At 56.0% G+C, this 25,868-nt stretch carries 26 protein-coding genes; 12 read left to right on the forward strand and 14 right to left on the reverse strand.

The features are described 5' to 3' along the window. Positions 1–264 precede the first annotated feature (264 nt). Entirely contained in the window at positions 265–519 is a 255-nt protein-coding gene (locus tag WEB54_RS13265; RefSeq protein ID WP_368055711.1) for a DUF4404 family protein, read from the reverse strand. A 204-nt stretch (positions 520–723) separates the two neighbouring features. On the opposite strand from WEB54_RS13265, the gene WEB54_RS13270 reads away from it, so the two are divergent. Beyond that, positions 724–1,110, forward strand: coding sequence for a MerR family DNA-binding protein (locus WEB54_RS13270; protein WP_368056159.1), 387 nt, complete (start codon positions 724–726; stop codon positions 1,108–1,110). 90 nt (positions 1,111–1,200) lie between these two features. Beyond that, the gene (locus WEB54_RS13275; protein WP_368055707.1) at positions 1,201–2,070 is read left to right on the forward strand and encodes a mechanosensitive ion channel family protein; all 870 of its coding nucleotides are present in this window, start codon (positions 1,201–1,203) and stop codon (positions 2,068–2,070) included. 29 nt (positions 2,071–2,099) lie between these two features. On the opposite strand, the gene WEB54_RS13280 is transcribed toward WEB54_RS13275, so the two are convergent. Next, positions 2,100–3,065: a zinc transporter ZntB gene (locus WEB54_RS13280; RefSeq protein WP_368056161.1), complete on the reverse strand. Its 966-nt coding sequence runs from the start codon at positions 3,063–3,065 to the stop codon at positions 2,100–2,102. A 32-nt stretch (positions 3,066–3,097) separates the two neighbouring features. Continuing rightward, positions 3,098–3,559, reverse strand: coding sequence for a YbjN domain-containing protein (locus WEB54_RS13285; RefSeq protein ID WP_368056163.1), 462 nt, complete (start codon positions 3,557–3,559; stop codon positions 3,098–3,100). Between the two features lie 188 nt (positions 3,560–3,747). Between WEB54_RS13285 and WEB54_RS13290 the strand changes: the two genes are divergently transcribed. The 3 genes from WEB54_RS13290 (at position 3,748) to WEB54_RS13300 (ending at position 6,379) form a co-directional block, all read left to right on the forward strand. After that, positions 3,748–4,089, forward strand: a complete 342-nt coding sequence (locus tag WEB54_RS13290) for an EamA family transporter (RefSeq protein ID WP_368056165.1) — start codon at positions 3,748–3,750, stop codon at positions 4,087–4,089. Positions 4,090–4,141: 52 nt separating this feature from the next. Then, the gene (locus WEB54_RS13295) at positions 4,142–5,326 is read left to right on the forward strand and encodes an aromatic amino acid transaminase (RefSeq protein WP_368056166.1); all 1,185 of its coding nucleotides are present in this window, start codon (positions 4,142–4,144) and stop codon (positions 5,324–5,326) included. Between the two features lie 138 nt (positions 5,327–5,464). After that, a complete protein-coding gene (locus tag WEB54_RS13300; protein ID WP_368054305.1) occupies positions 5,465–6,379 on the forward strand; it encodes a hypothetical protein in 915 nt (304 codons plus the stop codon). A 15-nt stretch (positions 6,380–6,394) separates the two neighbouring features. Here WEB54_RS13300 and WEB54_RS13305 read toward each other — a convergent pair whose 3' ends face one another. Beyond that, positions 6,395–7,303, reverse strand: coding sequence for a LysR family transcriptional regulator (locus WEB54_RS13305; protein ID WP_368054303.1), 909 nt, complete (start codon positions 7,301–7,303; stop codon positions 6,395–6,397). A 97-nt stretch (positions 7,304–7,400) separates the two neighbouring features. On the opposite strand from WEB54_RS13305, the gene WEB54_RS13310 reads away from it, so the two are divergent. After that, positions 7,401–8,504 carry a citrate/2-methylcitrate synthase gene (locus WEB54_RS13310; RefSeq protein WP_368054301.1) on the forward strand — a complete coding sequence of 368 codons (1,104 nt, stop codon included), beginning with the start codon at positions 7,401–7,403 and terminating at the stop codon, positions 8,502–8,504. Here the strand turns inward: WEB54_RS13310 and WEB54_RS13315 are convergent. The 8 genes from WEB54_RS13315 to WEB54_RS13350 form a co-directional block, all read right to left on the reverse strand. Then, positions 8,489–9,388: a DMT family transporter gene (locus WEB54_RS13315; protein ID WP_368054299.1), complete on the reverse strand. Its 900-nt coding sequence runs from the start codon at positions 9,386–9,388 to the stop codon at positions 8,489–8,491. The two genes, WEB54_RS13310 and WEB54_RS13315, sit on opposite strands and share 16 nt — an antisense overlap. A gap of 15 nt (positions 9,389–9,403) precedes the next feature. Then, entirely contained in the window at positions 9,404–9,823 is a 420-nt protein-coding gene (gene hisI / locus WEB54_RS13320; protein ID WP_368056169.1) for a phosphoribosyl-AMP cyclohydrolase, read from the reverse strand. Positions 9,824–9,892: 69 nt separating this feature from the next. Then, on the reverse strand, positions 9,893–11,113 hold the full coding sequence (locus WEB54_RS13325) for a hypothetical protein (RefSeq protein ID WP_368056171.1): 1,221 nt from the start codon (positions 11,111–11,113) through the stop codon (positions 9,893–9,895). Next, complete coding sequence (locus WEB54_RS13330) at positions 11,106–11,798, reverse strand: ABC transporter ATP-binding protein (protein ID WP_368056173.1); 693 nt, start codon at positions 11,796–11,798, stop codon at positions 11,106–11,108. The genes WEB54_RS13325 and WEB54_RS13330 overlap by 8 nt, the downstream gene beginning before the upstream one ends. Positions 11,799–11,982: 184 nt before the next feature. Beyond that, a complete protein-coding gene (locus WEB54_RS13335; RefSeq protein WP_368056174.1) occupies positions 11,983–13,212 on the reverse strand; it encodes an ABC transporter permease in 1,230 nt (409 codons plus the stop codon). Position 13,213: 1 nt separating this feature from the next. Then, on the reverse strand, positions 13,214–14,440 hold the full coding sequence (locus WEB54_RS13340; protein WP_368056175.1) for an ABC transporter permease: 1,227 nt from the start codon (positions 14,438–14,440) through the stop codon (positions 13,214–13,216). Positions 14,441–14,449: 9 nt separating this feature from the next. After that, positions 14,450–15,229, reverse strand: coding sequence for an outer membrane lipoprotein-sorting protein (locus WEB54_RS13345; RefSeq protein ID WP_368056177.1), 780 nt, complete (start codon positions 15,227–15,229; stop codon positions 14,450–14,452). 123 nt (positions 15,230–15,352) lie between these two features. Continuing rightward, positions 15,353–16,033 (reverse strand): cyclic nucleotide-binding domain-containing protein, encoded by a 681-nt coding sequence (locus WEB54_RS13350; protein WP_368056179.1) that lies wholly within the window; start codon positions 16,031–16,033, stop codon positions 15,353–15,355. Between the two features lie 443 nt (positions 16,034–16,476). On the opposite strand from WEB54_RS13350, the gene lnt reads away from it, so the two are divergent. Further along, positions 16,477–17,997 carry an apolipoprotein N-acyltransferase gene (gene lnt, locus WEB54_RS13355; RefSeq protein ID WP_368056180.1) on the forward strand — a complete coding sequence of 507 codons (1,521 nt, stop codon included), beginning with the start codon at positions 16,477–16,479 and terminating at the stop codon, positions 17,995–17,997. On the opposite strand, the gene WEB54_RS13360 is transcribed toward lnt, so the two are convergent. Continuing rightward, a complete protein-coding gene (locus WEB54_RS13360; RefSeq protein WP_368056181.1) occupies positions 17,998–18,867 on the reverse strand; it encodes a 23S rRNA (adenine(2030)-N(6))-methyltransferase RlmJ in 870 nt (289 codons plus the stop codon). Positions 18,868–19,423: 556 nt separating this feature from the next. Between WEB54_RS13360 and WEB54_RS13365 the strand changes: the two genes are divergently transcribed. Genes WEB54_RS13365 through WEB54_RS13380 form a run of 4 tightly spaced genes read left to right on the forward strand, consistent with a single transcriptional unit; the run spans position 19,424 to position 23,198 of the window. Then, positions 19,424–20,206 (forward strand): ABC transporter ATP-binding protein, encoded by a 783-nt coding sequence (locus WEB54_RS13365; RefSeq protein WP_368056183.1) that lies wholly within the window; start codon positions 19,424–19,426, stop codon positions 20,204–20,206. Between the two features lies 1 nt (position 20,207). Beyond that, entirely contained in the window at positions 20,208–20,912 is a 705-nt protein-coding gene (locus WEB54_RS13370) for an ABC transporter ATP-binding protein (protein ID WP_368056184.1), read from the forward strand. A gap of 19 nt (positions 20,913–20,931) precedes the next feature. Continuing rightward, a complete protein-coding gene (locus WEB54_RS13375; protein ID WP_368056186.1) occupies positions 20,932–21,933 on the forward strand; it encodes a branched-chain amino acid ABC transporter permease in 1,002 nt (333 codons plus the stop codon). Further along, positions 21,933–23,198, forward strand: a complete 1,266-nt coding sequence (locus WEB54_RS13380) for a branched-chain amino acid ABC transporter permease (RefSeq protein ID WP_368056188.1) — start codon at positions 21,933–21,935, stop codon at positions 23,196–23,198. Before WEB54_RS13375 ends, WEB54_RS13380 begins: the two co-directional genes overlap by 1 nt. A gap of 85 nt (positions 23,199–23,283) precedes the next feature. On the opposite strand, the gene WEB54_RS13385 is transcribed toward WEB54_RS13380, so the two are convergent. After that, positions 23,284–24,750, reverse strand: coding sequence for an aspartate ammonia-lyase (locus tag WEB54_RS13385; RefSeq protein ID WP_368056189.1), 1,467 nt, complete (start codon positions 24,748–24,750; stop codon positions 23,284–23,286). 139 nt (positions 24,751–24,889) lie between these two features. Between WEB54_RS13385 and WEB54_RS13390 the strand changes: the two genes are divergently transcribed. Continuing rightward, positions 24,890–25,804, forward strand: coding sequence for a LysR substrate-binding domain-containing protein (locus WEB54_RS13390; RefSeq protein ID WP_368056190.1), 915 nt, complete (start codon positions 24,890–24,892; stop codon positions 25,802–25,804). Positions 25,805–25,868: the final 64 nt, after the last annotated feature.

Below are 25,868 nucleotides of genomic sequence, written 5' to 3' on the forward strand. Positions count from 1 at the left end.
CAGTGGCCCGGCGATTGTGGTAACGGCGGTTATTGCCTTCGCTATTCTGTTGACGGTCAGTCAAATCAGGCAGCGCCTGACCATCAAGTAACTCGAGTATTGAAGTTCGCTAAGGTGACGAGCAGCGGCTGCCGGGGTTACTCCTGTGGGGTAGTCCGCAGCATGGATGCTGCGGTCTAGGCTCCATGGATGGATCTACGCCGACCCCACAGGGGTAACCCTGGTAGCCGATGCGGGCCAATGCCACAAGCGCGGGGGTACTCGTCAGATGCCCATGCTGGCCAGTGATTCCAGAATGTTTCTGGCCATGGCGGCACTGCGCGGATGGTCTACACTCAGGTCCTCGATCAGCATTTCCATTGATTCCCGCAGGCTGGGCTCTTCCGGGTCCGGCTCATCAGCGTTATGGATGTGATACTCGACCTTGGCCAGTAGTTCCTGTTGCTGCGGACTGACCTCGCCTTCATCCAGAGTCGCTCGTAACCGCTCCAGTAAGGCTCGCAGATGGTCTTTTGGCATGATGGGACCCTTGTGTCTCAATGAATGGTACAAATCTGTCGTCACCGGTAATCCTGGTCGGCAAGACCAGTCACTGCCCGGATACACTCACTATAGCAGAGCCAGTTCACATTGCGGGTAAATGCCTGCACATCCGGGCTTGACATTCCCCCGGCTGAAAGGTCAAAACTAGCCTGCATTTTCGAGTCACAGGAGGGCTACAGAATGCTGATCAAAGACGCAGCGGCGGCGTCCGGTTTGCCGGCAAAAACAATTCGTTATTACGAAAGTCTGGGTCTGGTCCAATCCCGGCGTGCCGACAATGGTTACCGGCAATACGGTACCCGGGACGTCGAACGGATGCAGTTTCTGGCTCGATCAAGAACGCTCGGATTTTCGCTGGAGGAATGCCGGTTTTTGCTCGAACTGTACGATGACCCGGGCAGAGCCAGTGCTGCGGTTAACGAACTGGCCAGGCGGCACCTGAATGAGCTGGACGATAAAATACGGGAATTGAATGCCATGAAGCATACGCTGACTGGCCTGGTATCCCGTTGCCCGGGCAACCAGTCACCCGATTGCGCCATTCTGGACTCTTTGGCTCACGGGTAAAATGGAGCAATAATCTGACGATCAGGCTTTGACTTATTCCGCGATAGCGATAGGCTTAACGCTGTCTAAAAGCCTGAAGGAACCCTCTATATGCTGGATTGGATCACTAATTTCTGGGTAGAAAACTCCCCCTTTATTCTCAGTGTCGGCTACAACCTGTTGTTGGTTATTGCCGTTTTCATCGTTGCCAGTATTGTCTCCAATACCGTTAAGAAATCGATTCGCAACAGTGGAAAACGCATCAAAAGAATGGATCCGACACTGATACCCCTGTTTGCCGGTATCGCCGGCTATGCGGTCTACATCGTCGCCGTTGTTATTGTGCTGGATATTTTCGGCGTCAATACCAATTCCATTGTCGCCCTGCTGGGTGCTGCTGGCCTGGCCATTGGTCTGGCACTCAAAGACACTCTGAGCAACATCGCTTCCGGTATTATGATGCTGATTCTGCGTCCGTTCCGGGTGGCCGACTACATAACCTTTGATGGAACCGGCGGTACCGTTGAGGAGATCAGCCTTTTCACCACCATTCTCAAGACGCCGGATGGCCAGTATATTTCCGCTCCGAACAGTAATGTCTGGGCCGCTACCATTCAGAACTCCACACGCAATGGCACCCGCCGCATGGATGTTGTCGTCGGTGTCGCTTACGACGATGACCTCGATGCCGGTTTTCGTGCCCTGCAGAAGCTGATTGATGATGAGCCCCGCTTCCTGAAAGACCCTACACCACAGCTCATGGTGCAATCGCTGGGCGACAGTTCTGTAAACCTGCAGATTCGCGCCTGGGCCACGGTCGATGATTACTGGACCATCTGGTGGGAAATGCAGAAGAAGGTAAAAGTGGCGGTAGAGGCGGCCGGGCTCAGCATTCCTTTTCCACAGCAGGATGTGCATCACTACAACGTGGGCAATATGCCAGCACAACCGACCAACGCGCTCCAACAAAAACCGGGGTAGTTTAAAAAAGCCGGGCTTGCCCCGGTTTTTTACAGGAAACGTAGCCGACGCAGTATCAGAAATTCTATTACAGCAACCACACCCAATCCGATGCAGGTGTACCAGAACGCCATACCATCATCCACACCAGGCATGCCACCCACATTGATACCAAACAGACCCGTCAGAAAACCAAGGGGTAAAAAGATACCGGCAATCACAGACAACCAATATGCATTACGACTCATTCGCTCAGCCACGATCTGCTGCTGTTCATCCCGCACCAGTTGAATTTGCTGCAACAGCATTTCAATGGTTTCCAGCATGCGCAACGTCACGTCTCTCTGGTTGGCCAGTAACAGTAGATCCCGGTCCGACAGCCACTCACCCGCTTCGCTGGCCAACCGGTCCAGCGCGCCCATCTGCGGCCTGATAAACCGGTTCAGGCGCAACAGTCGTTTGTGAAAATGAGTCAGGTCCGACAAATACTGTTGCGGATTGACGCTACTATCCCGACTTTCGAGGGTTTCCAGCTCACGTTCCGACGCCTCCAGCAGCTCCCCAATACGATCGTTTAATGCCTCAATGATTGTCACCAGCAAGGCACTAACCGACGCCGGCCCCTGTTTCTGCTCAAGCCGCTCACGCACACTGGCAATGGCCTTGAACGAGCGTTTGCGCAAGGTGATCAACCCATCTTTGTACCAGAGCATGCGCAGGCTAAGCATATCATCGGGCTCGGCCCCCGGCGTCAGATTGACGCCTCGCAAAATCAACAGAAACCCATCACCAACGGGTTCGAACCGGGGCCGGGTATCTTCCGCCAACAATGCCTGGCGCAATCCCCGGTTAATCTCCAGGTCAGCCAACCAACCGGGCAAACCGGGGTCATCGCGCTGACAATGCACCCAACGCTGATCCACATCATCAGGTGCGCCTGTCTGTGATTCGGGAGGCTGCAGATCAAACCGCCAGTGATCAATTACAAAGGAGTGATCTGAGGTGTTATTAGCCATATCGATACCCTGGTTGCTTTATAACTCCAAATTTAATGCAACGCATCGCCCTTGGCATCTACGTCCAATTCGGGTTCATCGAGAAACAGTACGTCCAGTGCTGTCGCGTGTTCAAGCACATTCATGGTGCTCTCGGTCACAGCACTGAGAAAGGCGTTGAAATACCCCGGTGACAGCTCAGTAGCGATCAGAATGCCGCTAATCACCAGGCGGGGAATCTCGTCATCGTGCAGGTTGAGCGTTACCTTCACCAGCGGATGCTCGAAATTTACCAGGTTCAGACTGCCGTGCAGGGGCAGTACTGCGGAGGGACGTATCGGCAACTCGGTAGAGATGATGATCATAAGATCGTCCAGGAATACCCGGCTTTCCAGTACACCCAACTGCTCTTCCAGATCCGTCAGATGAATGCCATCGCAATTCGGGCACAGATAATGCCGGACCGACAGATCCTTTAACCAGTTTTCCAGATGATCTCGCGTGAAATCTGACATACAGGGGTCGCCTTTCAGGGGTCGGTCAAAAACGGACTGGCATTGTACGGTCATTTTGCCCCGGTCTCCACCGGGTTCATAACAACGGCGCTTTGCCCTACCTGGGCTGATTCTTATGCTTTATATAGTCCGTCGCCGTCGCTGCATTCTTGCCGTACACCCCCTGTGGCTGGCTGGCATTCTAGTCGGTGCCGGGCTGCCGTTTTTCCTGCTCTGGCGCTTTGCTGGTACTCTACGGGATCATCAGTGGCGCAGGGGTGGGTCTCAGCACTGTCTCGACTCAGGAATGGCTGCTGCAACTCGCCGTTCAGGGCATTGCCGTCGGTTTGGGCGCGGGTTTTCTTTATGGCTACGCGATCCGGGCACTGGGTGCTGAAATAACCTCGGCGATCGGCTCGCTCACCCCGGTCTGCGCGACAGTGCTGGCAGCGGTATTTTTGCAGGAAAGCGTCGAACTGTTCACGCTGTTGGGGTTATCCTTGGTGACCCTGGGCGTAATTGCCGCCAGCGGGCTGATCTGTACCCGGTAACTGCCCTGCCCCAATTCAGCCACGATATCCTTTTCACCAGCGGAGTGTCCGAATGTTTGAACGTCTCAATGCCCCGAAACAAGATCCGATTCTGGGGCTAACCCTGGCCATCCAGGCCGATCAGCGCAGCGATAAAATCGATCTCGGCATCGGGGTGTATCGCAATGCCGACGGGGAAACACCGATCATGGCTGCCGTCAGGCAGGCGCAACGGGAACAGGCTGAAACCCAGACCACCAAAAGCTACATCGGCCTGGCCGGTAATGAGACGTTCAATACGGCGCTGATTGATTTGCTGCTCGGTGGCACGGCGGCACACACCCGGGCTGCTGGCATTCAAACACCAGGCGCCAGCGGTGCGTTGCGCATGCTGGCTGAGCTGATTAAAACAGCCAGACCCGACGCCACCGTCTGGATCAGCAACCCCAGCTACGTGAACCACCGGCCGGTGATGGCAGCTGCGGGCCTCAACGTCGCCGAATACCCTTATTTTGATGTCGCCACCAAGCAAGTTGATGAAGCGGCTATGCTCGATCAGATCGCGACGTTTGGCGAACAGGACGTACTGCTGCTGCACGGCTGCTGTCACAACCCGACCGGTGCCGATATTTCCATGGACGCCTGGCAACGCATCGCTGAGCTGGCCGAACAACGGGGCTTTCTGCCGTTTGTTGATATTGCCTATCAGGGCTTTGGTGACGGCTTAATGGAAGATGCGGCGGGTTTGCGATTGCTGGCCGACCGTCTGCCGGAGCTGATCATCGCCACCTCTTGCTCCAAAAACTTCGGTCTGTACCGCGAGCGTACCGGTGCGGCTATCGTCGTTGGCCACTCGCTGGAGGAAAGCCTGAAAGCCAAAGGTCGGATTCTGGAAGTTGCCCGTGGCAGCTACACCATGCCACCGGATCACGGCGCTGCACTGGTCGCGGCTATTCTGGGACGAGACGATCTGAAAGCCCTGTGGATGGAAGAGCTGATGGTGATGAACCAGCGCATCAACAGCCTGCGCTCCGAACTGGTTCGTCAATTCCGCGAGATCAGCGGCAGCGACCGTTTCGATTATTTCGGTCAGCACCGTGGCATGTTTTCGGTAACCGGCCTGGGCAACGAACAAATCGATGCATTGCGAGTCGATCATGGCATTTATATGGTGGGCGGAGGCCGGATGAACGTTGCCGGTCTCGCAGAACGCGATATTCCCCGCCTGGCCGAGTGCTTTCTTACCGTTGGCGCCTGAGCCGCTCGAATCTGTCGTGTGCGGTGTACTTCCACGCCGCGCACGGGCATAGTCTAGGTTCGATCCATCCCTGATGCCCTCTATGGTCTGCTTCAGGAACCGGACAAACGCGATCTACTGCACTAAAACATGGCGCCTATGACCCCCACTCTGCTTCCGACCCTCCTGAAACGCTGGTTTCTACCTGCCCTGCTGGTAGCGTGCATTCCCTTTTTTTTCTACAGCGCAGGCCTGGGGATCGACTCCGAGCTTGAGCGCACCCTGCTTAATTTTGGCCACATCGTTTTTTTCGCACTGGCGATCATTGCACTGCGCAACAAGCTGGACATGCGTACCTGGCCACACTGGCTCGCGATCAGCATTGCCGTATTTCTGGTCAGCATCATTATCGAATACGCGCAGCACAATACGGGGCGAACTCGAAGCTGGGAGGATGTCGAGCGTAACCTGATTGGTGCCTGGCTTGCGTTGTTCTGGCTGAACCCGCCCAGCGCCCAAATCTGGACTGGTCGTCTGATCGCTACGGGTCTCTTCGTCAGTCAACTGGTAATGGTCAGCCAGGCCAGCCTGACCGAGTACAGGTTACAGAATACCCTGCCGATGTTGTCCGATTTCGAAAACGACTATGAACTGGACTGGTGGCAAGGCGATGTCGCTCTAACTGAGGAACGCGCCTGGCATGGCGAGCACAGCATGGTCATCCGCCTGAGCACCCGCACCTACTCGGGAGCCCGGATGGTTCGGTTACCCAATGACTGGACTGGTTTCACCTCCCTGCATTTTGAAGTGTATAACCCAAGTCTTTTGCCGATGCCATTGACGCTGCGCATTAACGATAAGGCTCATGAGCAATCCTTGTTGTACCAGGATCGGTTCAACAACACCTTTATTATTGAATACGGCTGGAATCTGATCGAATTCTCACTGGACGACGTTCGCAACGCCCCATCGGGCCGAAACATGGACATGAGCAACATCAGCCACCTGGAGCTCTTTGCGTTCGAGCTTGAAAACCCCCGGGAAATTACCGTTGATTACCTTCGGTTAAAATAATCGATCTCTGGCTCCCTAAGTTTCACTGGAAATAAGTGCACGCCGGTCTTGCCAGAACGCCTGGCATACCTGAATGAAATCCCGGGTGACTGGGCTCAACTCCCGGTCCAAACGGTAAAACACCCCGACCTGACGTTCGATGCTGGCAAAATCGAATTCCAGCAAGGGCCGGAAATGCTGAATCTGGGGCAACTGGCGCGCCACTTCTGTGCTGATGTACCCCACGGCCAGTCCCTGATCAATCAGATTCAAACGCACGTTCAGACTGCTGATCTGCCAGATCATCTGAAAGCGATCACGCAGCTTTTCCTGATAGGGGCGTTGATCAGGCTCATCCAGTGAGGACACCACCAGGGGAATGCGCCGCAGGTCGGCCAGCGTCAGGGCGCCACTGTGAATTGGCTTGCTGGGGTTGATCATTAGCAGGCGTTTTTCCCGGTAGAGAGGCACCCGCTCAAACCGGTCCATCCGGGTCTGAAAGGGTCCCAGGCCAAGCTCAACTTCACCACTGATTACCGATTGCACGATGGTCCGCGAGGGCTGCTCGATAATGCGCAAACGCGCCTCAGGCCAGCGCCGGTTAAACACCGAAATCAGTTCTGCCCCGGCAAAACGGTTATTGGTGCTGTCGATGGCCACGCTCAGGCGCTGGTCCAGCCCGCGGGACAGACGGTTCAGATCGCTGAACACTTGCTGTTCCTGCTGACGCTGATCATCCGCATAACGGTACAATCGCCGGCCCGCCGGGGTTAGCCGAACCGGCCGCTCGCGAATCAGCAGTGGCACGCCCAGCTTGGTCTCCAGCTGCTTTACCGACTGGCTGACCGCCGATTGAGTCAGGTGCAAATCAGCGGCTGCCGATCGGAAACCACCGGTTCTCGCCACGCTCAAAAAGATACGCAGTTCACTGTTTTCGAAGCGCATGATCAGCTCTACTTATCATAACTTAAAAAAGTTTAATTAGATTAACCAAAAGTGCCCGCGTTTAATAGCGGCCTTTAACGGCATCGAAGGTGATTATATGACAACCGACATCAATTCAGGGCTCGAAGGCGTCATCGTCGGCGCGACGCGTCTGTCCAATGTTGAAGGCGACATCGGCCGTCTGACTTACCGCGGTGAAGCCATTGAAGAGCTGGTCAAGCAGCCGTTCGCGGGCGTTGCCTATTGGCTGATGACGGGTGAGCACCCCACCGCAGACCAGGTTCGCACACTGGATCTTTGGCTGGCGGCCGAGTCTGAACTCACCGCGACCGAACTGCGCCTGCTTGAGCAGTTGCCGCGCACTCTGCACCCTATGGCTGTGCTGCAATCCGTTGCACCAGTCGCCAACCTGACTCCCAACCAGGCAGCTCCTGAGTTTGTAACTGAACAGTGGCAGGACGGCCTGGTGCTGGCGGCCCGGTTAAACGGCGTGGTCCGGGTCTGGCACAACCTCTGCACTCTGGGTCAGGTTCGTGTGTTGCCCGCCGGCCTTGGGTTTCTGGAAACCCTGCTGCATGGTATTCAGGGTAAAGCGCCCACTGCCGAAGCCGTGGGTGCCATTAATGCAACCCAGATCCTGCAACTGGATCACGGCTTTAACGCCGGGACTTTCGCGGGCCGCGTAATTGCCAGCACTCAGGGCAGTTTACAGGCCAGTGTAGCTGGCAGCCTGGGCGCCCTATCCGGCGCCCTGCACGGTGGTGCTGACGAAGCCGCGGTGATCATGGCACAAACCATCGGCTCACCGGATCAGGCCGATGCCTGGGTGCGGGATGCGCTGGGTAACAAAGTCAAGATCATGGGCATGGGGCACCGTGAATACAAAGCCCTGGATCCACGAGCGGCCATTCTCAAGCCAATGGCGCGCCAATTCTGTGAAGGCACCGAGTGGGAAAACCTGATGGAAACGCTGGTCGCGGTGGAAGATACCTGCCAGTCAGTGTTCAGCGAAAAGGGTAAGGAAATACACGCCAATCTGGAATTTTATAAAGGCGCTGTCTATCTGGCGCTGGGCATTCCGGAGCAGTATTTTACTTCTTTCTTCGCCTGCAGCCGAGTGTTCGGCTGGGTCTCGCACTACCACGAGTTCCAGACCGATGCCCGACTGATTCGTCCGCGCGCGCTTTACATCGGCGCCTGATCCGTCGCTGGCTTCGGCCGGCCAAAGCGGATCAACCGGGTGGTGATGGCGGTCCCGAATAGGGTGATCGCCATCCCCAGCCAAACGGTCAGACTGATCGTCTCCCCAAGAAAAACATACCCCCATCCCAGAGCACTCACCGGCACCAGAAAAGTCACCGTGGAAGTCGCTGTCGCCCCCGCGCTCGACAACAGCTGAAAATACACCAGAAAGGCCAGTGCCGTACTGAACAGCGCCAGCGCCAGTGTATTCAGCCAGGCCTGAGTCGATGGCATCGATTCCGGCCACAACAAAAGGCCGGGTATCAGCAGCATCAGGGCTGACAACGCCGTGCTACCGCCAGCCACCACCTGCACGGGTAAATGCGACAAGCGTTGCTTGGTAAAATTACCCGCCACGCCGTAGCACAGAGTTGCCACCAGGGCGGCGAGAATGGACCAGCCATCGCCACCCACAGAGAAATCCAGCCGGTTGCCCGACAACACATAAACGCCAATAAAAGCGACCGCCAGGCCCACGTATTGCTGACGAGTGACCGCTGTGGAAAAAAACATCATGCCGATCAATGCGGTGAACAAGGGGGTCGTAGCATTGATCAGTGAAGTGAAGCCTGCTTCAAGGCTGAGCGTCGCATAGGCCAGCAGTGAAAACGGCAACACATGGTTGGTCAGGGACAACACCGCCAGAGGCGCCTTGTATTGCCAGACCAGAACCCGATGCCTGCGCACCAGCAACAAGGGCGACAGCAGCAATGCCGCAACGCCCATACGAATAAAAATCAGACTGACCGCGCCAAATTCCGGCACGGCAACGCGCATAAAAATAAACGACACCCCCCAGAGGGTGGACAGCGCCAACAGGCGTAATACATCTAACGGCAACATCCGGTGAATTCCTGATTACGAAGCGTTTAATCCCGAATCGGGATTCGAGGTGAGAATGACGCGGTCGGGGGTTATCTCATAGAAGAAACAATCGCGGCGGTTGGTATGGCAGGCAGGGCCTTGCTGGTCAACGAGCAACAACAGCGTATCACCATCGCAATCGAGCTTCATGCTAATTAGCCGCTGCCGGTGTCCGGAACTTTCGCCCTTGCGCCAATAAGTCTGGCGCGAGCGCGACCAATAACACACCTGCCCCTCTGCCAGTGTTTCTTCAATCGAGGCCCGGTTCATCCAGGCCATCATCAATACTTCGCCGGTATCGTGTTGCTGGGCAATGGCCGGAATCAAGCCGTCGTCGTTGGTTTTAAGCGCACCGAGCACGTCATCAAGTGCCAGTTGAGTACCCTGGGGAGCCTGCTCCCATTGTTTAAACATGGTCCTGCCTTATGTCGGTCTGCCTAAGGAAACGATCTTTCAGGTTCTCACACGAAACATCCGATCAGCCTAAAAAACCGTGCTCCAGTTTACCTGAATTTGGGACGGATACACGCCGTACTCGTCCAGCGCCTGAGGCGTTGACGTTGCGTTACGCACTACAGGTCGCTCGGCCAGAGCATGGAGAAACGTGAAATCCAGCGTGCTGTTATTGCCGAGGCTGCGACTTAGTGCACCGGTTAACAACACCCCGCCATCGCTCAGATTAACGGACTGCCCCAGGGAAGCCTGCCACAGCGGAGACAGGGATTTCGAAGTTTGCAGGCTAAGGTAATGCTGCCCCCAGGGTGAAACCAGGCCGGTGCTGTGCCAGCCGCTGGCGTTAATGTCAGCATAATCCCCCCTGACACCAAGGCTGTTGTAATGGTATTCAGCGACCACGTAGACATCGTCCAGAAATTGCTGATCGGCGCCCAGCGTCGCCCGAAAACCGTTGCCGCCATCGCTGTCCCGGTCGGTCGACAGCAGCGCCATTTCCTGCCACAGCCCCCAGTCTCCCAGCGCGGTTTGAGTGCCCAGACCCAACACATGATGAGTCTGATTAACCGACAGGGCGGTTGCTTCCCAGGTAAGGCTGTTGATCTGGGTATAGCCACGGGCAAACACTACCGAGTCATCACCAAACACCCAGCCCAGATCCAACTCGGTCACGGCCCCCAAGGGTAGCAGCCACCGCAGCGCATCGACCCCTGCCCGGTACGTTGGTTCCTGCGCCTGCAACTCTGAGGGCAAGATCACATCGACCGGCGAATACACCCTGGCCAAACCAAAACTGATGGGCTGACGCCCCAGCGTTATATCGCCGTGGCCGAGGTAGGCGCGAATATAGGCGCGATCCAGATTCTGCCGAATACGCACCGGGTCGTCGTCAACCAGGGTGGCATCGAGATCCCGCCAGCGAAAATTGGCCGGGTCGGTCTCCAGTGCCTGCTGCAAGGCATCCTCCCCGTCGGCCTGGGCCAGCCGCGCTTGCTCGGCCAGGCCATAGTGCATGCCGACTTCCAACGAGTCTTCGGAATACCAGACCAGATTCATCCGGCCGCTGAGCGTCTGATCCAGTGCCCAGGTTGGGGGTTGCGATGCATCCGACAAGCCCTCGACTTGCGGGTACGCCAGGGCTTCGGCACCGGCGGACAGATCCCACCAGACATCCACATCCGCCAGCGCATTGCTCGCCAGCCCGGCTAACCCAAGCAGACAGACGGTCGTCCATCTTGCGCGATTACTCATCGCGTTGTTCCTCGGAATCTATACATCCGTCTTTCAATCGAATCAGCCGACTGGCACGCTCCATGATCATCGGATCGTGCGTCGAAAACACAAAGGTCATGCCTTCGTTGCGATTCAGGTCGTGCATCATATCGAGCAAGTCAGAACCGGTCTGGGAATCCAGATTGGCGGTCGGTTCATCGGCCAGAATGATGTTCGGTCGGCTGACCATCGCCCGCGCCACAGCAACCCGCTGTTGTTGCCCGCCCGACAATTGACGGGGAAAGCGCCCTTCCTTTCCCGCCAGGCCCACCCGGTCAAGCATCGCAGACACCCGTTCACGCCGCTCGGCTTCCGCGACGCCCTGCAACAGCATGATGTATTCACAATTCTCGGCAGCGGTTAATACCGGAATCAAATTGTAAGCCTGAAAAATAAAGCCAATATGGTCACGCCGAAAATCCGACAATTCGCGCCCGGACATTTGAGTAATGTCTTTGTTCGCCAGATGCACCTGCCCATGAGTGGGATTATCCAACCCACCCATCAATTGCAACAACGTCGACTTCCCCGACCCCGAAGGCCCGACAATGGCGGTAAACTCACCCTGCGCAATGCCAAAACTGACCTGGTCGAGCGCTTTGACCAGCGTATCGCCTTCACCATAATGTTTGCTGACGCCCCGGGTTTCTATTACCGACGACATACTGTCTCTCCCTTTGTTATAAGCCCGAACTCACATTGTGGAGTTGGCACAATGCGAGCGTCGGATGCCGGTGATGCCTCTGCGGGGAGTCCGCAGCAGGGATGCTGCGGTCTAGGCTCCATGGACGGATTTACGCCGACCCCGCAGAGGCATCACCGGTAGCCGACGCGGACCAGAGCCACCACTATAAACTCTTGTGCAGCGCCTTCGCGGGCACGATTCGCGCCGCGTGAATGGCCGGGTAAATGCAGGCCACCAGCGTCATAACCAACACCCAGAATGGTAAGGCACTGTATTGAATAAAACGGTGCTGCGGCCGGATAATTTCAGCCAACGCAACCCCAGATACTTCCATTGACCCGTAGTCGATCCCAACCGACGCCGACCAGGTGATCAGCAAAACGCCCAATACCAGGCCGATGAGAATAGCCCCCAGTGCCAAAATAAGGCCTTCGGTCATGATCAGCCTAAACAACTGACGCCGGCGCGTGCCAATTGCCAGCAAGACGCCAAACTCGTAGGTGCGTTCATAGATCGACATGAACAACCCGTTAATTACACCCAGACCGGCCAGGAAAAACAACACGACACCCGCGATCACCGTGCTGCTGTTGGTCAGTTGCAGCATGGTCGCCAATTGCGGCATTAATTCCGTCCAGCCTTGGGCGACCCAGCGTTCATTGCTGAGACGCTGCCATAACCCAAGGTCGGTATTGGTTGCCAGCGATGCGGTGGTCAGATTAAACGCGATTTCATGAACGGCGTCGCCTACCCCCATCATCGACTGCGCTTCGGGCAGGCGAATAAACGCCAGGTTTTCGTCCATGGCTCGGGCATTCAAATGAAAAATACCGCTGACCCGAAACAACTGTTGCTCGGCGGACTCAGTGATCTGGTTATTCACCGAGACGACAATCCGGTCCCCAATATCCGCCTCCAACAACTGAGCCAGGCGATCGCCAATCAGCAACTGGGTGACCGGCCCGTCGTCAGAGAGGTAATCGCCCGCGATGATCGCATCGGCAATTTTGGACACCCCGGCTTCGGCATCCGGGTCTACACCCACCACCTGTACCGCTCGATTGTTGGCCGCACTCGACACCATACCGAATGCCAGGGTGCGAGGCGCGTATCCGTCTACTTCTGGTTCCCGGGCTAATTGATTCAGTACCGTTTCCGGATCGTCGATAACCCGGCTTTCATCCTGACGGGCCAGAAACTCGCGATGGTGAATCTGCGCATCGCCTGAATACAGGCGCGTGGCGGACCGCACCATGGTGTCGGTCATGCCTTGAATCAGCGCATCGGTGAACATCAGGGCGGTCAGGCTCAGGCTGATGATCATCGCCGTCAGCAGGGTGCGACGTCTGTTTCGGGATAGATTGCGCAGTGCCATTCGGCTGGTTAATCCCATATCAGAGTGTCCTCATCGCATCGACCGGTACAATACGGGCCGCACGAATGCCCGGCATGATCGCAATCAGGAAGGAGGCGATCAGAATCACCAGCATCGGGAAACCAAATACATAGGTCGACATCTGGCCCCGATAATGGGAAAACACGATGCCGGAAATTTCCATCGGTTCGGCCAGTGCAATGCCCTGCAGGGTAAACCAGAGATTAACCGGCAACGCCAGCAACCCGCCGAGCAGGCAGGCAATTACCGCCAGCAATAAGGTTTCCAGCAAAATAAGTGAAAACAGGCGAGAGGGCGAGGTACCGATGGCCTTTAGCACACCAAACTCACCGGTACGCTCCAGCACCGACATTAGCACGGTATTGAGCACACCAATGCACACTAGAAACACGATCACATAGAGGGTAATCATGCCGCCTTCTTTATCGGCGGTCATGGTCTCGTAAAATTCCTTCGCCACCGTTTGCCAGGAGCTGATTGCCAGATCCGGTTTCGCCACCGCGCCATCAATATGCTCCGACAGCCGCTGTGCCGCCCGGTAGTCAGACCCCAGTATCACCAGCCGGTGCACCTCGCCCGGCAGCACAAAAAAGGATTGCGCAGCGGCCAGTGGCATGACAACCCAGCGCTCCTCGGCGTCGCCCGGCTGGCCCAGTATGCCCTGCACCCGGTAGAGGTCGTTGGCCAGGGAACCATCGGCACCCTGGGAGACCAGAATCAGCTCATCACCCACCCCCAGCGACAATTGCCGGGCGACCTGAGCGCCAATCATGACGCCAGCATAGCCTTCGGCATCCGGTTCGTTAGTAAGGTAACGCCCGGCACTGACTTTGTCGGCCAAATAAGACAAAGCAGCCTCCCGCTCGGGATCGACCCCCCGAACGTTCACCGGAAAACTCCGGCTTTCGCCATACCCCAGTGCACTGCTTTCAATGCGGGGGGCCACGGCCTGAACACCGGGTACCGAGGTGATGGTTTGCAACAGGGAGTCCGTCAGTTCAAAGGCTTTATAGAGTGTAGGTGTCTCGATGTACCCCTCGACCGTAACCTGAACATGACCGGTGGTGTCCCGGGTGTAAAAGTCGAGCACCTGATCGTAACTGCCTTCAGTCACCGACAGTTGGACTGATACCAGCAAATAACCGCCAGCCATGCTCAGCACCGTCAGCAGCGTTCGCCGGCGGTTACGCAGAATGTTCCGAAAGGCGAGCGTCAACATCATCATGACGACGGCTCAGAAAGGGCGGCGCAGGTTATTGAGGGTAAAGAAGTCCTCTGTCAGATCAACGCCAAAATCCAGTCCCTGATAGGTGACCGTTGTCTGGTGACCGGTTTTGTTCATCGGCGTCAGCGTCATGGTTGCGGGTAGTGTTACCTCGCCAAAATCGGTTATGTCGCTGAATTCCATAACCCGCATCAGGGTTCCCTCTTCATCAAAGTAGCGCTGACGAACCGGCAGCAGATCATCCTTGCGTATGATAATTTCCAGTCCACCCCAGACCGTGACCGTTTGTTCGCGCGGGGTCAGGTCCAACTGGTATTCGGTGTCTGTTTCGCTCAGGCGCACCTGATATTCATCAACCAGGGATACTTCGCGCATCAGGTCATCGTTGGTGAAATCAGACCCCATCCAGCTGCCCATCATCATCGAAGGTGGTACTTTCACCACCTTGCGAATTTTGGGCAGGTAATTCCACATCTCGTTGTCCCGCTGCAAGGTACTGACGCCCCGCTCCTTCTGCGGCTCCAACACGCGCACCAAGGCGTAATCGATCCCCAGCGACCAGGACTCCAACATCAGTGACCGTTCAAATTCCGGGGTGACGATGCTCATAGTCATAATAGCGCGCGCGGATTCCTGCTGATACAGCGTATCAATTCGCTCAAGCAGCTCCACCGCCCGAGCCTCATCACTCACCGACTCGGCCCAGCACAAAGAAAAAAATGACAGCAACAACAAACACAACAACCGAGACCAGACACTCCCGGCCGCCAAACCACCTAACAAAGCCATATCCCTGCCCTCACCCCGCATCAAACCAGAACAACAACCCTAAAACGTCACTGAATGTCCTACGTCTCTTAATGTCTTGCGTCAGTTAATGTCCCACGTCTTTCAATGTCCTGCGTCTTTCAATCAAGCCGTATTGATCGGGCTTGCTCCATTATCGCCGCTGCCTTCCTCATAAAACAGATTATTCCAGCGCATCAGCAACACGGTCATCTGCTGTGCCTGGCGCGCCAGCGTTTGCAATTCCTCCTCGCTGTTCGGTGCACCGCGAAACAGTTCCAGCTTGCGCATATCACGGCTGATAACATGGTTGGGCTGTTGCATGCGGTAAACTTCCAGCTTCCAGCGGGTGTTGGCCACCACCATACGGTAGAACAGAATCTTGGTGTGTCTACGCACCCGGGTATAATCGTTCAGCTCACCAAATCCGGTGCCATCAATCGCCACCAGTTTCACTTCGCCACTGATGGGGTCAGCCACCAGTGTTGCAGTACGATCGACTTTGCAAATCATCGCCAGGGCACCAAAGACATGGCCTGGTGTAATCACACTCAAGGGCTCTCCTTTAATGCTGTTGTCGTCCGGGTAGACCAGTAACTGACCGCGCAGTAGAAAATAGAAGCTGGGGTCGTGATCACCATGGTGAATGACAATCTCACCCGGATCAGCCGCCATAACACGAGCATATGTGGCCAGAAATTCGGCCTGCTTCGGGTCCACTTCACGCAATTCCCGAAAGAATGAAATACCTCCCAGCAAGTCGTCGATCGAAACGGCTGAAATGTCTTTTAATGCCAGGGTCTTCATCTTATTTTCATACCTTATGCATGTTCATTTTTTAACCGGTTTGTCGGTTCTGTGAAACGAGTGGACCAATGCTAGCCCCTCTGGCCTCCCCTGTGAATCCAATGCGCACAGTTTGGTGAGCTTTCGATGAAAAGCCACTATATCGTCACAGTTTTGGCGGCTGCAGTAGGTTCTGTGCCAGGGGCCGTGTCAGCCAGCGGGTAGGTCTGTCCGGGGTCGGCGTAGATCCGTCCATGGAGCCTTGACTTCGGCATCCATGCCTCAGACTTCCCCGGACAAACCTACCCGCTGGCCGACACTCGCTACTGTGCAACTTCTAAAGAACCGCCTACAAAGCTTCACCCTTAGCGGTTTTACACCACACGACCACTGTATGACTTCAAAACCTCACCCAGTCTGGGCATTATGCTCTCTGGTTTGTTACCCGTCGGGTTCCCTCTTCAATGACAATTGCCACCTCTGCTTTACGCTCCTCTCTGCCATTAGCCGCACTGGCGCTGTTATCCGGTATTTTATTGCCTCTGTCTCTGGCTCCCTTTGGTTTCTGGCCTTTAGTGTGGCTCAGCCTCATCGGTTATTTTTGGGTGACCCAGCGTGCTCAAACCGGCAAGCAAGCGTTCTGGCTGGGCTGGTGTTACGGGGCGGGTTTGTTCGGTGTGGGGATTTCCTGGGTGTATGGCAGCATGCGGACGGTGGCAACGCCCATTCCCCTGTCGGTTCTGATGACAGCCGTTTTTTGCCTGGCGATTGCCTTATTACCCGGGTTGCAGGCCTGGTTGTACCACCGCTTTTTTAAACAGAGAGCTGCTAGCCGCTGGCTGGCTGCACCCTTGCTGTGGCTGGTGTTTGAATGGGTCAGAAGCTGGTTGTTTACCGGCATGCCCTGGCTGTTTTCAGGCTATGCGTTGACCGATACCCCGGCCGGGCAGCTGGCAGCCGTTGTTAGTGTCTATGGTCTTAGTGCCATCATCGCTTTTTCAGCAGCGGCACTGACAATGATTCTGCCGATACAAGCCAGCCCCACACCTAGGTGGGTACCGGGGATTGGCGCAGCTATTATTCTGATATCCATGGGTTTAGGTGCTGCGCTACCGGCTGATCGCTGGACAGAGGTCATCGACAGCGCCGAGGTCGTGGCGATTCAAAGCAATGTCGCCCAGGCACAGAAGTGGCAAAGCAGTCAGGTTCGGCCCACGCTGGAGTTTTACAGCGAACAAGCCCGGCGGTTCGACTCCGCTGATTTAATGATATGGCCGGAAGCCGCACTCACGGTTCGGCCCGAGCGCATTCCGGCTTACCTTGAAGATCTGGAACGGGTGGGCAATGAGCGTCAGCAAGGCATTATTACCGGCATTGTTACTCAGGATGAGGATCGCTACTTTAACGCCCTGCTCGGCTTTGGCACGGCGGGTGGGGAGTACCGCAAGCAACATCTGGTGCCCTTTGGCGAGTACCTGCCGTTTGAGCAGCAGTTGCGCGGCCTGATCAACTTTTTTAATATCCCGATGTCGACCCTGACGCCTGCCACCGCGCCACAGACACCGATGCCGTGGATGTATCGAGGCCATGAGCGCAGGCTGGCCCCGGTTATCTGCTATGAGGCGGCCTACCCGGGATTGACCATGGCGCTCGCCCGGGATTCGGACTTGATGATCATGGTCAGTAACGACGCCTGGTTCGGCGATTCGCTGGCCCCGCACCAGCATTTGCAGATTACCCGGATGCGGGCCATCGAGAACAGCCGGGCCATTGTTCGGTCTACCCAGAATGGCATCAGCGCCCTGATTGACGCGAACGGCCAGGTTCTGGAGCGCAGTGAGCAGTTTGAGGTGGCAGCGGTTGCCGGTAGCGTCAATCTCAGGGAGGGGTTAACCCCGTACCAACGCTGGGGTGGACCTTATTGGGTGCTGTTGCCCCTGGCGGGGCTGGTTATATCGGGATGGGTCGGACGGCGACGCGGCTGATCAGCCGCGTCCCACAGCGCCCTTCCCCGGTGTACCCTTGACCGGATGACGTCGAATGCGAAAAAAGCCGTCCGATGGTACCTGCAGGGCGGTCATCAGGTCCGGCATCACTTCTTCCATGACCGTATCCAGACCCCAGGGCGGGTTCAATACCATCAAACCACTGGCGGTCATACCGTGCTCTCGAGAATCGGGGGCGATACCCAGTTCGAACACCTGCATCTCCGCCAGCCCGGTCAGTTGCCGTTCCAGCTTACGCACCCGCTCACGTTGTACCACCGGAAACCAGACGGCAATAACGGCCGTGGACATCCGCTTCATGGCAAGTTTAACCGCTGTGGCAACCTCTTCGTACTCCGCCTTGACCTCGTAAGAGGGGTCAATCAATACAAAGGCACGACGCTCCGGTGCGGGCAATTCCGATATCAATCGCTCCAGGCCATTCTGACGTGCCACCTTGACCGGCTTTTGGCGACGGAACAGGGCTTCCAATGCTTCATGATCTTTGCTGTGCAGTTCGGTCAGCACCAATTTGTCCTGGGCGCGCAGACACTGGCTGGCGATCCAGGGCGAACCCGGATACAGATTACCAGCCGCGCCTTCATTAGCCTGTTTGATCAGACCCAGATACTGTTTAACCAGCGGGTGTGTACCAGGTTGCGCCTGCAACCGGGCTACGCCCTCGGATGCTTCACCGGTTTTCTGGGCCTGAGGCGCCGTCAGCGAATACATGCCCGCTCCGGCATGGGTATCAATGTACCGCAGCGGGGTGTCTTTGCGGGTCAGGTAATCAAGGCACTGGATCAGAACCAGGTGTTTGAGGACATCGGCGTGGTTGCCTGCATGAAAGGCGTGTCGGTAACTGAGCATGGGTTAACGTTCTTTGAAAACTGGCCGCGCAGTATAGGTGACGGGTCACCGGGCTGTCATTGCGCGATTTGAAAACCAGCCGTTTTGTCACGCTGACGCTACACCCTGCCAGTAGCAAGGTTTTACAAATACCCGCCCCAGGCCTCGATTTACCGGCATTCCTTTTGATTTTACAGGCGTACAAGGTAGAATCGCCGGGATTTTTTATCGCGGGGTCTTGCAATCGGGTATGGTTGCAGGGCATCAAAACGACAAGAAGTGACCAGCCATGCTGCTTACGCTTCGGGCGTCCTCACTGACGCAACGATCAACAATAAAAAATCAAACATTGATCGAGTTTCCAGTTCTCGAACCTGATCACGACCAGCCACAACAACCAGGTGCCACCGGGATTGACCACTCCAATACCCTGCTTGCCTGCCATTGTATAGCGGCTATCACCGACCGGAGCCTTATCCCTCGGGCTGGCGGTGTGTTAACGGAACTGGACAGCACGATCACTTGATGCGACCAGTCGCCGCAGAGCGACGGTTGAAGACTGAATGTGGGAGGGTTAATGGGATCCATCATCGAAGTACAGGGCGTATCGAAAGCCTTTGGCGGCTTGCACGTCATTAACGACTGCTCCATTGCCGTTGAAGAAGGCTCGATTACCGGCCTGATTGGCCCCAACGGGGCCGGTAAATCAACCTTGTTCAATCTGATCGCCGGTGCGTTTCCGGTCGACAAAGGCACCATCAAGCTGGCGGGAGAAGACATTACCAACCTGCCGTCCAACGTTCTGTTTGAAAAAGGCCTGCTGCGCACCTTTCAGATCGCTCAGGAATTCACGCACATGTCAGCGCTTGAAAACCTGATGATGGTGCCGCCGAACCAGCCGGGCGAAAACATTTTCAATACCTGGTTTCAACCCGGAAAAGTGCGCGACTTTGAAACGGGTGTCCGGCAAAAAGCCATGGATGTCATCGATTTTATCGGTCTCGATCACGTTAAAAACGAGCTCGCCGGTAACCTCTCCGGCGGTCAGAAAAAGCTGCTGGAACTGGGCCGCACCATGATGGTGGATGCCAAGGTGGTGTTGCTCGATGAAATAGCCGCTGGTGTCAACCGAACCCTGCTGCATGATCTGGTCGGTAATATTCAGCGACTGAACCGCGAAATGGGCTACACCTTCCTGGTGATTGAACACGACATGGACATGATCGCCGAGCTGTGCGATCCGGTGATCGTACTCGCCCAGGGCAGTGTCATGGTCGAGGGCACCATTGAGGAAATCCGCAATAATCCCCAGGTGATTGAAGCCTATTTTGGCAGTGATCCGAACGAGGCCGGAGCGTAATATGGCACTTATTGAATGCAAAAACATTCATGCCGGTTACGGCGGCATGAACATTCTCAATGGCGTCAACATGGCCATTGAATCAAGTGAGATTGGCGTGATTGTCGGCCCCAACGGCGCCGGCAAGTCGACTACCCTAAAAGCCATTTTTGGATTGCTGAATGTGAGCGAGGGCAGCATTGAGTTGCGCGGCGACGACATCACCAACCTGGCACCAGACAAACTGGTACACAAGGGCATGGGCTTTGTCCCTCAGGAACATAATGTCTTTATCAGCATGACGGTCGAAGAAAACCTGGAAATGGGCGCCTTTATTCGTCGCGATGATTTCAGCTACATGCTCGAACGCGTGTACAGCTTCTTCCCCGATCTTAAAGACAAACGCAGGCAGCCAGCCGGTGAGCTGTCTGGCGGGCAACGTCAGATGGTCGCCATGGGTCGCGCACTGATGGTTGAGCCCAGCTTGTTGTTGCTCGATGAACCGACGGCCGGCCTTTCCCCGCTTTACATGAACGAAATTTTTGAGCGGGTTATCGCCATTAACAAAAGCGGCGTCGGCGTGCTGATGGTTGAACAGAATGCCAAGCAGGCGTTGCGCATTGCACACAAGGGGTTCGTACTGGCAGCGGGCAAAAACCGCTTTACCGATACAGGCCAAAACCTGCTGAACGATCCGGAAGTGGCTAAAAGCTTCCTGGGTGGCTGACGGTTAATAGGAGTCCGTTGTGAACGAATTTATTTTCTTTTTTAACAGTGTGGTTATTAATGGCGCAGTGATTGGCTCAATCTACGCCATGGGAGCCATCGGTGTCACGTTGGTGTTCGGCATTCTGCGCTTCGCTCATTTTGCCCATGCCGACATGATGACGCTGGGCGCCTTTCTGGTGCTGATCCTGACGGCTCTGTTTCCGGCCGTTGGTCCGGCCATCGGGTTACCTACCGCCTTTGTGATGATGCCGCTTGCCATGGTGGCGACGGCTTTTATTGCCGTGGGTATCGACAAGCTGTTCTACAAAAAACTGCGGGAAAACAACGTTAAACCGGTCGTTATGGTCATGGCGTCGGTCGGCGTCACGCTCATGTTACAGGGGCTGATTCGCTTCTTCGCCGGTACCGGAACGCAGAGCCTCTACATTGACGATCGCAAGGCAATCTTCCGCATCGACCTGCCGTTTGAATCCGCTTCGCGCAATCTGGTGGTCACCGAACCTCAATTGCTGCTGTTCCTGTCTCTGGTGTTCGCCGTTGTTGCCTTGCATCTGTTCCTTAACAAGTCGCGACTTGGCAAAGCCATGCGCGCCATGTCGGATAACCCGGATCTGGCCAAAGTCTCTGGCATCAACACCAACACCGTCGTCGGTGTTACCTGGATCATCGCCGGTGCACTGGCTTGTGCGGCCGGTACCTTATTGTCACTCGACGTAACGCTGAAACCTGATTTAAGTTTCATGATTCTACTACCCATCTTTGCGGCCGCCATTGTCGGCGGTGTGGGTAGCCCTTATGGGGCATTGGCAGGTGGCTTTGTGGTCGGCCTGACAGAAACTCTGGCGGTATTCAACTGGACCTTCGTGCTGCGCCCGCTAGAGCAAGCCATCCCCGCGTTGGACTTGCCCAATACCCTGGCGTTTGTGCCCACCGAATACAAAATCACCATTCCGTTTTTCATCCTGTTGGCGATTTTAATCTGGCGACCAACCGGCCTGTTTAAAGGGAAGATCATCTGATGCAACTGCCAAAGAAAGACATCATCCTGTTCAGCCTGCTGGCTGCGTTGATTCTGATCGTATTTGCTTCTCAGGGCTCCGCCTACAGCGTCCGGGTTCTGGCTGAAGCCAGCTGTTACGCCATTCTGGCGCTGGGCCTGACCATTCAATGGGGTTACGCCGGTCTATTTAACGCGGGCATCATGGGGTTTGTCGCCCTCGGTGGCTTCATTACCATGCTGTTCAGCTTCCCAACCAACGACGACTTCTGGAGTACTGACCTGCCCGGTCAGTTAGGTGGCGTTGGCCTCAAGGCGTTGCTGTCGATCGCCATCGTTTATGGCCTTACTCAACTGAAGCGTTTCGGCGTTAGCAAGAAGATTCGCTTGCCGCTTATCATTATTTCTTCTGCCATTCTTTATCTGTGGGTTGTCACCTCTCTGGGTCCAGTCGCCAAAGCCATTGAATCCGAAGCAGGATTCATCGGCGGTTTCGGTTTGCCGGTCTGGGTCGGCTGGCTGTTTGGCGGTGCTATCGCTGGCGGTATTGCCTATTTCATTGGCCATATCTGCCTGGGTTTGCGCAGTGACTATCTTGCCATTGCAACGCTGGGCATTGCTGAAATCATCAAGGCGTTTCTGAAAAACGCCGATTGGCTAACCCGGGGTACGCTGACGGTATCTCCACTGCCATGGCCTGTGCCACAGGCCGGCGATATCGGCTTTATTGCAGCCCGAGCGGCGTACCTTTCTGTAACTGCGGTGATGATCGCCGTCATCTACTTCCTGCTCTACCGCGCCTACAACGCCCCCTGGGGTCGTACCATGCGCGCCATCCGCGATAATGAAAACTCATCGGCCGCTATGGGCAAAGACGTCAACCGCCGCCGCCTGGAAGTGTTTATTCTGGGCTCGGTGCTGATGGGCATCGGTGGTGCTGCTCTGGTCACCTTTAATGGCATTTTTGATCCCAGCGGGTTTCTACCTCTGAACCATACCTTTCTGGTCTGGGTAATGGTGATTCTCGGGGGGGCCGGTAACAACAAGGGCACCATCTTTGGTGCAGTGTTTATTTATATTATCTGGATCATGTCGGAACCGGCTGCGCTGTTTCTAATCGATATAGCGCGCCAGCTTGGTTCCGCCTGGTTCGAATGGCAGCCACCCGGTGATCTCGACAGCCGCGCGCTTCAAGCCCGGGTGTTCGTGATCGGTCTGACCATCAGCCTGGTGCTGCGTTACGCACCCAAAGGACTGTTTCCGGAAAAAGTGGCGCATCACGCCTAAGCTATTAAAAATAGGTTAAAAGGGGGAGCTTGCAGCTCCCCTTTTTTATGCTCAATAGTGGGGTAGGCCATTGGCTCACCGGGCATTAAACAGTCTCGGGCATCGTCTTACGGCCGGGGTATACCAGTCGTTCAAGACTCAAGGCTTCATCCAGTTCCGACGTCTGCATTAAGCCTTCAGCCAAAACCAGATCCCGGACGCTGTGTCCTGTCGCCAATGCCAGGCTGGCCAGACGCGTCGCATTGTCATAACCGATGTAGGGGTTCAGCGCGGTAATGACACCAATGGATGCGTTAACTTGCGCCAGGCAATGCTCGCGGTTAGCGGTGATGCCCTCTATACTCAGAGTGCGCAGCATATCCATGGCGCGACGCAGCAGGCGCATTGAATCAAACAGCTTATAGGCAATCAGTGGCTCCATAGCATTCAACTGCAACTGCCCGCTTTCGGCCGCCATGGTGATGGCCAGATCATTGCCGATTACCTGATAAGCGACCTGGTTCACCGCCTCGGGAATCACCGGGTTCACTTTACCGGGCATGATGGAAGAGCCTGGCTGACGGGCTGGCAAGTTGATCTCGCCGAATCCGGCCCGGGGGCCACTCGACAACAACCGCAAGTCGTTGCACATCTTCGACAGTTTGATCGCTAGCCGTTTGGTCATACCGGAAAACAAGACAAACGCACCCATATCGGATGTCGCCTCAATCAGATCATTGGCCAACCGCATCGGGTGACCACAGAGACGGGACAGGTGACTAACGGCCAGCTGTCCATAGTCCGGGTGCGCATTCAGGCCGGTGCCAATGGCGGTGCCGCCCAAGTTGACTTCCCGCAGCAGGTCAAACAGGCCTGCAATACGATCGATGTCTTCACCCAGGGTGGTCGCAAAGGCTCCAAATTCCTGGCCAAGTGCCATCGGCACGGCGTCTTGCAGCTGGGTGCGCCCCATTTTGAGCACATCGGCAAACTCATCCCGTTTATCAGCCAGGGCATCGCGCAACAAGGCCAGGCTGTCCACCAGCTTCGCATGTGACAGTTGCAACCCGACCCGGATCGCCGTTGGGTAAGCATCGTTGGTCGACTGGGAAGCATTAACATCGTTGTTCGGGTGCAAGGCCTGGTATGCACCTTTTGCATGACCCAGCCACTCCAACCCTAAATTGGCAATAACCTCGTTGGCGTTCATATTGGTCGAGGTGCCAGCCCCGCCCTGTATCATATCGACAATAAACTGATCGTGATGTTCACCGGCAATCAACTGGTCGCAAGCGGCATTGATCGCCTGAAAGCGGCGCGCTTCGAGTAACCCCAGCTCGGCATTGGCAGCGGCGGCGGCCTTTTTAACCATGGCCAGCCCGATGATAAGTTTGGGAAAGTGCGCCAGCGTCACCCCCGATAAATCAAAGTTCTCAGCGGCCCGAAGCGTTTGAATGCCGTAATAGGCTTCAGCAGGAACGGAACGCTGACCCAGCAGATCGCGCTCCAGGCGCGTTGACTGGGCAGTTTCATGAGCGGTGCGGGTGGGTGTGTCGCTCTGCGTTGGCAGCATGATGGTTTTCTTTGTCCTCCGGGGGGTGTCCGGCTTGCCACAGTGGCGACCGGAGCACTCATTGTGGCGCCTTGCATAGCTCGCCGACCAATGCCGTTTTCAGCTATAGTATGCATATATTGCATACTAAGGGGCTTGAATGGACTTTGAAACACGCTGGCTGGAGGATTTTATCGCCCTGGCCGACACCCTGAGTTTTTCCAGCGCGGCGGAACGTCGCTTTGTGACTCAGCCAGCCTTCAGTCGGCGCATTAAAGCGCTGGAAACCATGCTGGCGGTGCCACTGGTAGACCGATCAACGACACCGGTGAAATTAACCGACGAGGGCCAGCTATTCCTGCTGACGGCGCGCACCGTCATGTCTCAGTTGCGCGAGACTGTGAGCCGACTGCGCGGGTTAGACGCCAACCAGCAGGCCACACTGCGCGTAGCCGCTGCACATTCGCTGGCCTTCTCTTTCTTCCCGGACTGGATGACCGAACATCGGGATGTGATGAACAACCTGAACATGCGCCTGGTGGCGATGAACGTGGAAGAAGCCTTGCATGCACTGCGCGAAGGCCAGTGTGATCTGCTGCAGATCTACTACGACTCCTACGCCACCCTGCAACTGGATGCCAGCACCTTTCCTTCCATCACACTAGGGCACACACGCCTGGTGCCGGTGTCGGTACCCGTGGCTGGCACAGACCAACCGCGTTACTCGCTCGACAGCGACGGACAGGACGAAATCCCCTTACTGGCTTACACCCCCGGAGCCTTTCTGGGCCGGACATTAAGGCTGATGCTAAAGCAAGACCCCATCAGATTGCGGCTGAAAACCGTTTACGACACCGCCATGGCCGAGGGGTTGAAAGGCATGGCTCTAACGGGCGCTGGCATTGCCTGGGTACCGGAGTTGTGTATTCGCCGGGAACTGCGGGAGGGTGAGCTGGTGATCTGCGGAGCCGAACGCTGGCACGCTCCTTTGGAAATCCGCCTGTATCGATGTGCGCTCGTTCGCAACCCAGCGGTTAACCGGCTTTGGCAGCGACTGGCTGCTCAGGCCCGGTAACATCGCCCAATAAAAAACCGGCCCAGAAGGCCGGTTTTTTTAAACGAACTCAGTGTCTATTCGT

This window comes from Saccharospirillum sp. (genome assembly GCF_040881935.1).
Classification (GTDB): domain Bacteria; phylum Pseudomonadota; class Gammaproteobacteria; order Pseudomonadales; family Natronospirillaceae; genus Saccharospirillum.

Coding starts and splice junctions, on each gene's coding strand:
- WEB54_RS13265 (WP_368055711.1), bottom strand. CDS start 519: ATGCCAAAAGACCATCTGCGAGCCTTACTGGAGCGGTTACGAGCGACT.
- WEB54_RS13270 (WP_368056159.1), top strand. CDS start 724: ATGCTGATCAAAGACGCAGCGGCGGCGTCCGGTTTGCCGGCAAAAACA.
- WEB54_RS13275 (WP_368055707.1), top strand. CDS start 1,201: ATGCTGGATTGGATCACTAATTTCTGGGTAGAAAACTCCCCCTTTATT.
- WEB54_RS13280 (WP_368056161.1), bottom strand. CDS start 3,065: ATGGCTAATAACACCTCAGATCACTCCTTTGTAATTGATCACTGGCGG.
- WEB54_RS13285 (WP_368056163.1), bottom strand. CDS start 3,559: ATGTCAGATTTCACGCGAGATCATCTGGAAAACTGGTTAAAGGATCTG.
- WEB54_RS13295 (WP_368056166.1), top strand. CDS start 4,142: ATGTTTGAACGTCTCAATGCCCCGAAACAAGATCCGATTCTGGGGCTA.
- WEB54_RS13300 (WP_368054305.1), top strand. CDS start 5,465: ATGACCCCCACTCTGCTTCCGACCCTCCTGAAACGCTGGTTTCTACCT.
- WEB54_RS13305 (WP_368054303.1), bottom strand. CDS start 7,303: ATGCGCTTCGAAAACAGTGAACTGCGTATCTTTTTGAGCGTGGCGAGA.
- WEB54_RS13310 (WP_368054301.1), top strand. CDS start 7,401: ATGACAACCGACATCAATTCAGGGCTCGAAGGCGTCATCGTCGGCGCG.
- WEB54_RS13315 (WP_368054299.1), bottom strand. CDS start 9,388: ATGTTGCCGTTAGATGTATTACGCCTGTTGGCGCTGTCCACCCTCTGG.
- hisI (WP_368056169.1), bottom strand. CDS start 9,823: ATGTTTAAACAATGGGAGCAGGCTCCCCAGGGTACTCAACTGGCACTT.
- WEB54_RS13325 (WP_368056171.1), bottom strand. CDS start 11,113: ATGAGTAATCGCGCAAGATGGACGACCGTCTGTCTGCTTGGGTTAGCC.
- WEB54_RS13330 (WP_368056173.1), bottom strand. CDS start 11,798: ATGTCGTCGGTAATAGAAACCCGGGGCGTCAGCAAACATTATGGTGAA.
- WEB54_RS13335 (WP_368056174.1), bottom strand. CDS start 13,212: ATGGGATTAACCAGCCGAATGGCACTGCGCAATCTATCCCGAAACAGA.
- WEB54_RS13340 (WP_368056175.1), bottom strand. CDS start 14,440: ATGATGATGTTGACGCTCGCCTTTCGGAACATTCTGCGTAACCGCCGG.
- WEB54_RS13345 (WP_368056177.1), bottom strand. CDS start 15,229: ATGGCTTTGTTAGGTGGTTTGGCGGCCGGGAGTGTCTGGTCTCGGTTG.
- WEB54_RS13350 (WP_368056179.1), bottom strand. CDS start 16,033: ATGAAGACCCTGGCATTAAAAGACATTTCAGCCGTTTCGATCGACGAC.
- lnt (WP_368056180.1), top strand. CDS start 16,477: ATGACAATTGCCACCTCTGCTTTACGCTCCTCTCTGCCATTAGCCGCA.
- WEB54_RS13360 (WP_368056181.1), bottom strand. CDS start 18,867: ATGCTCAGTTACCGACACGCCTTTCATGCAGGCAACCACGCCGATGTC.
- WEB54_RS13365 (WP_368056183.1), top strand. CDS start 19,424: ATGGGATCCATCATCGAAGTACAGGGCGTATCGAAAGCCTTTGGCGGC.
- WEB54_RS13370 (WP_368056184.1), top strand. CDS start 20,208: ATGGCACTTATTGAATGCAAAAACATTCATGCCGGTTACGGCGGCATG.
- WEB54_RS13380 (WP_368056188.1), top strand. CDS start 21,933: ATGCAACTGCCAAAGAAAGACATCATCCTGTTCAGCCTGCTGGCTGCG.
- WEB54_RS13385 (WP_368056189.1), bottom strand. CDS start 24,750: ATGCTGCCAACGCAGAGCGACACACCCACCCGCACCGCTCATGAAACT.
- WEB54_RS13390 (WP_368056190.1), top strand. CDS start 24,890: ATGGACTTTGAAACACGCTGGCTGGAGGATTTTATCGCCCTGGCCGAC.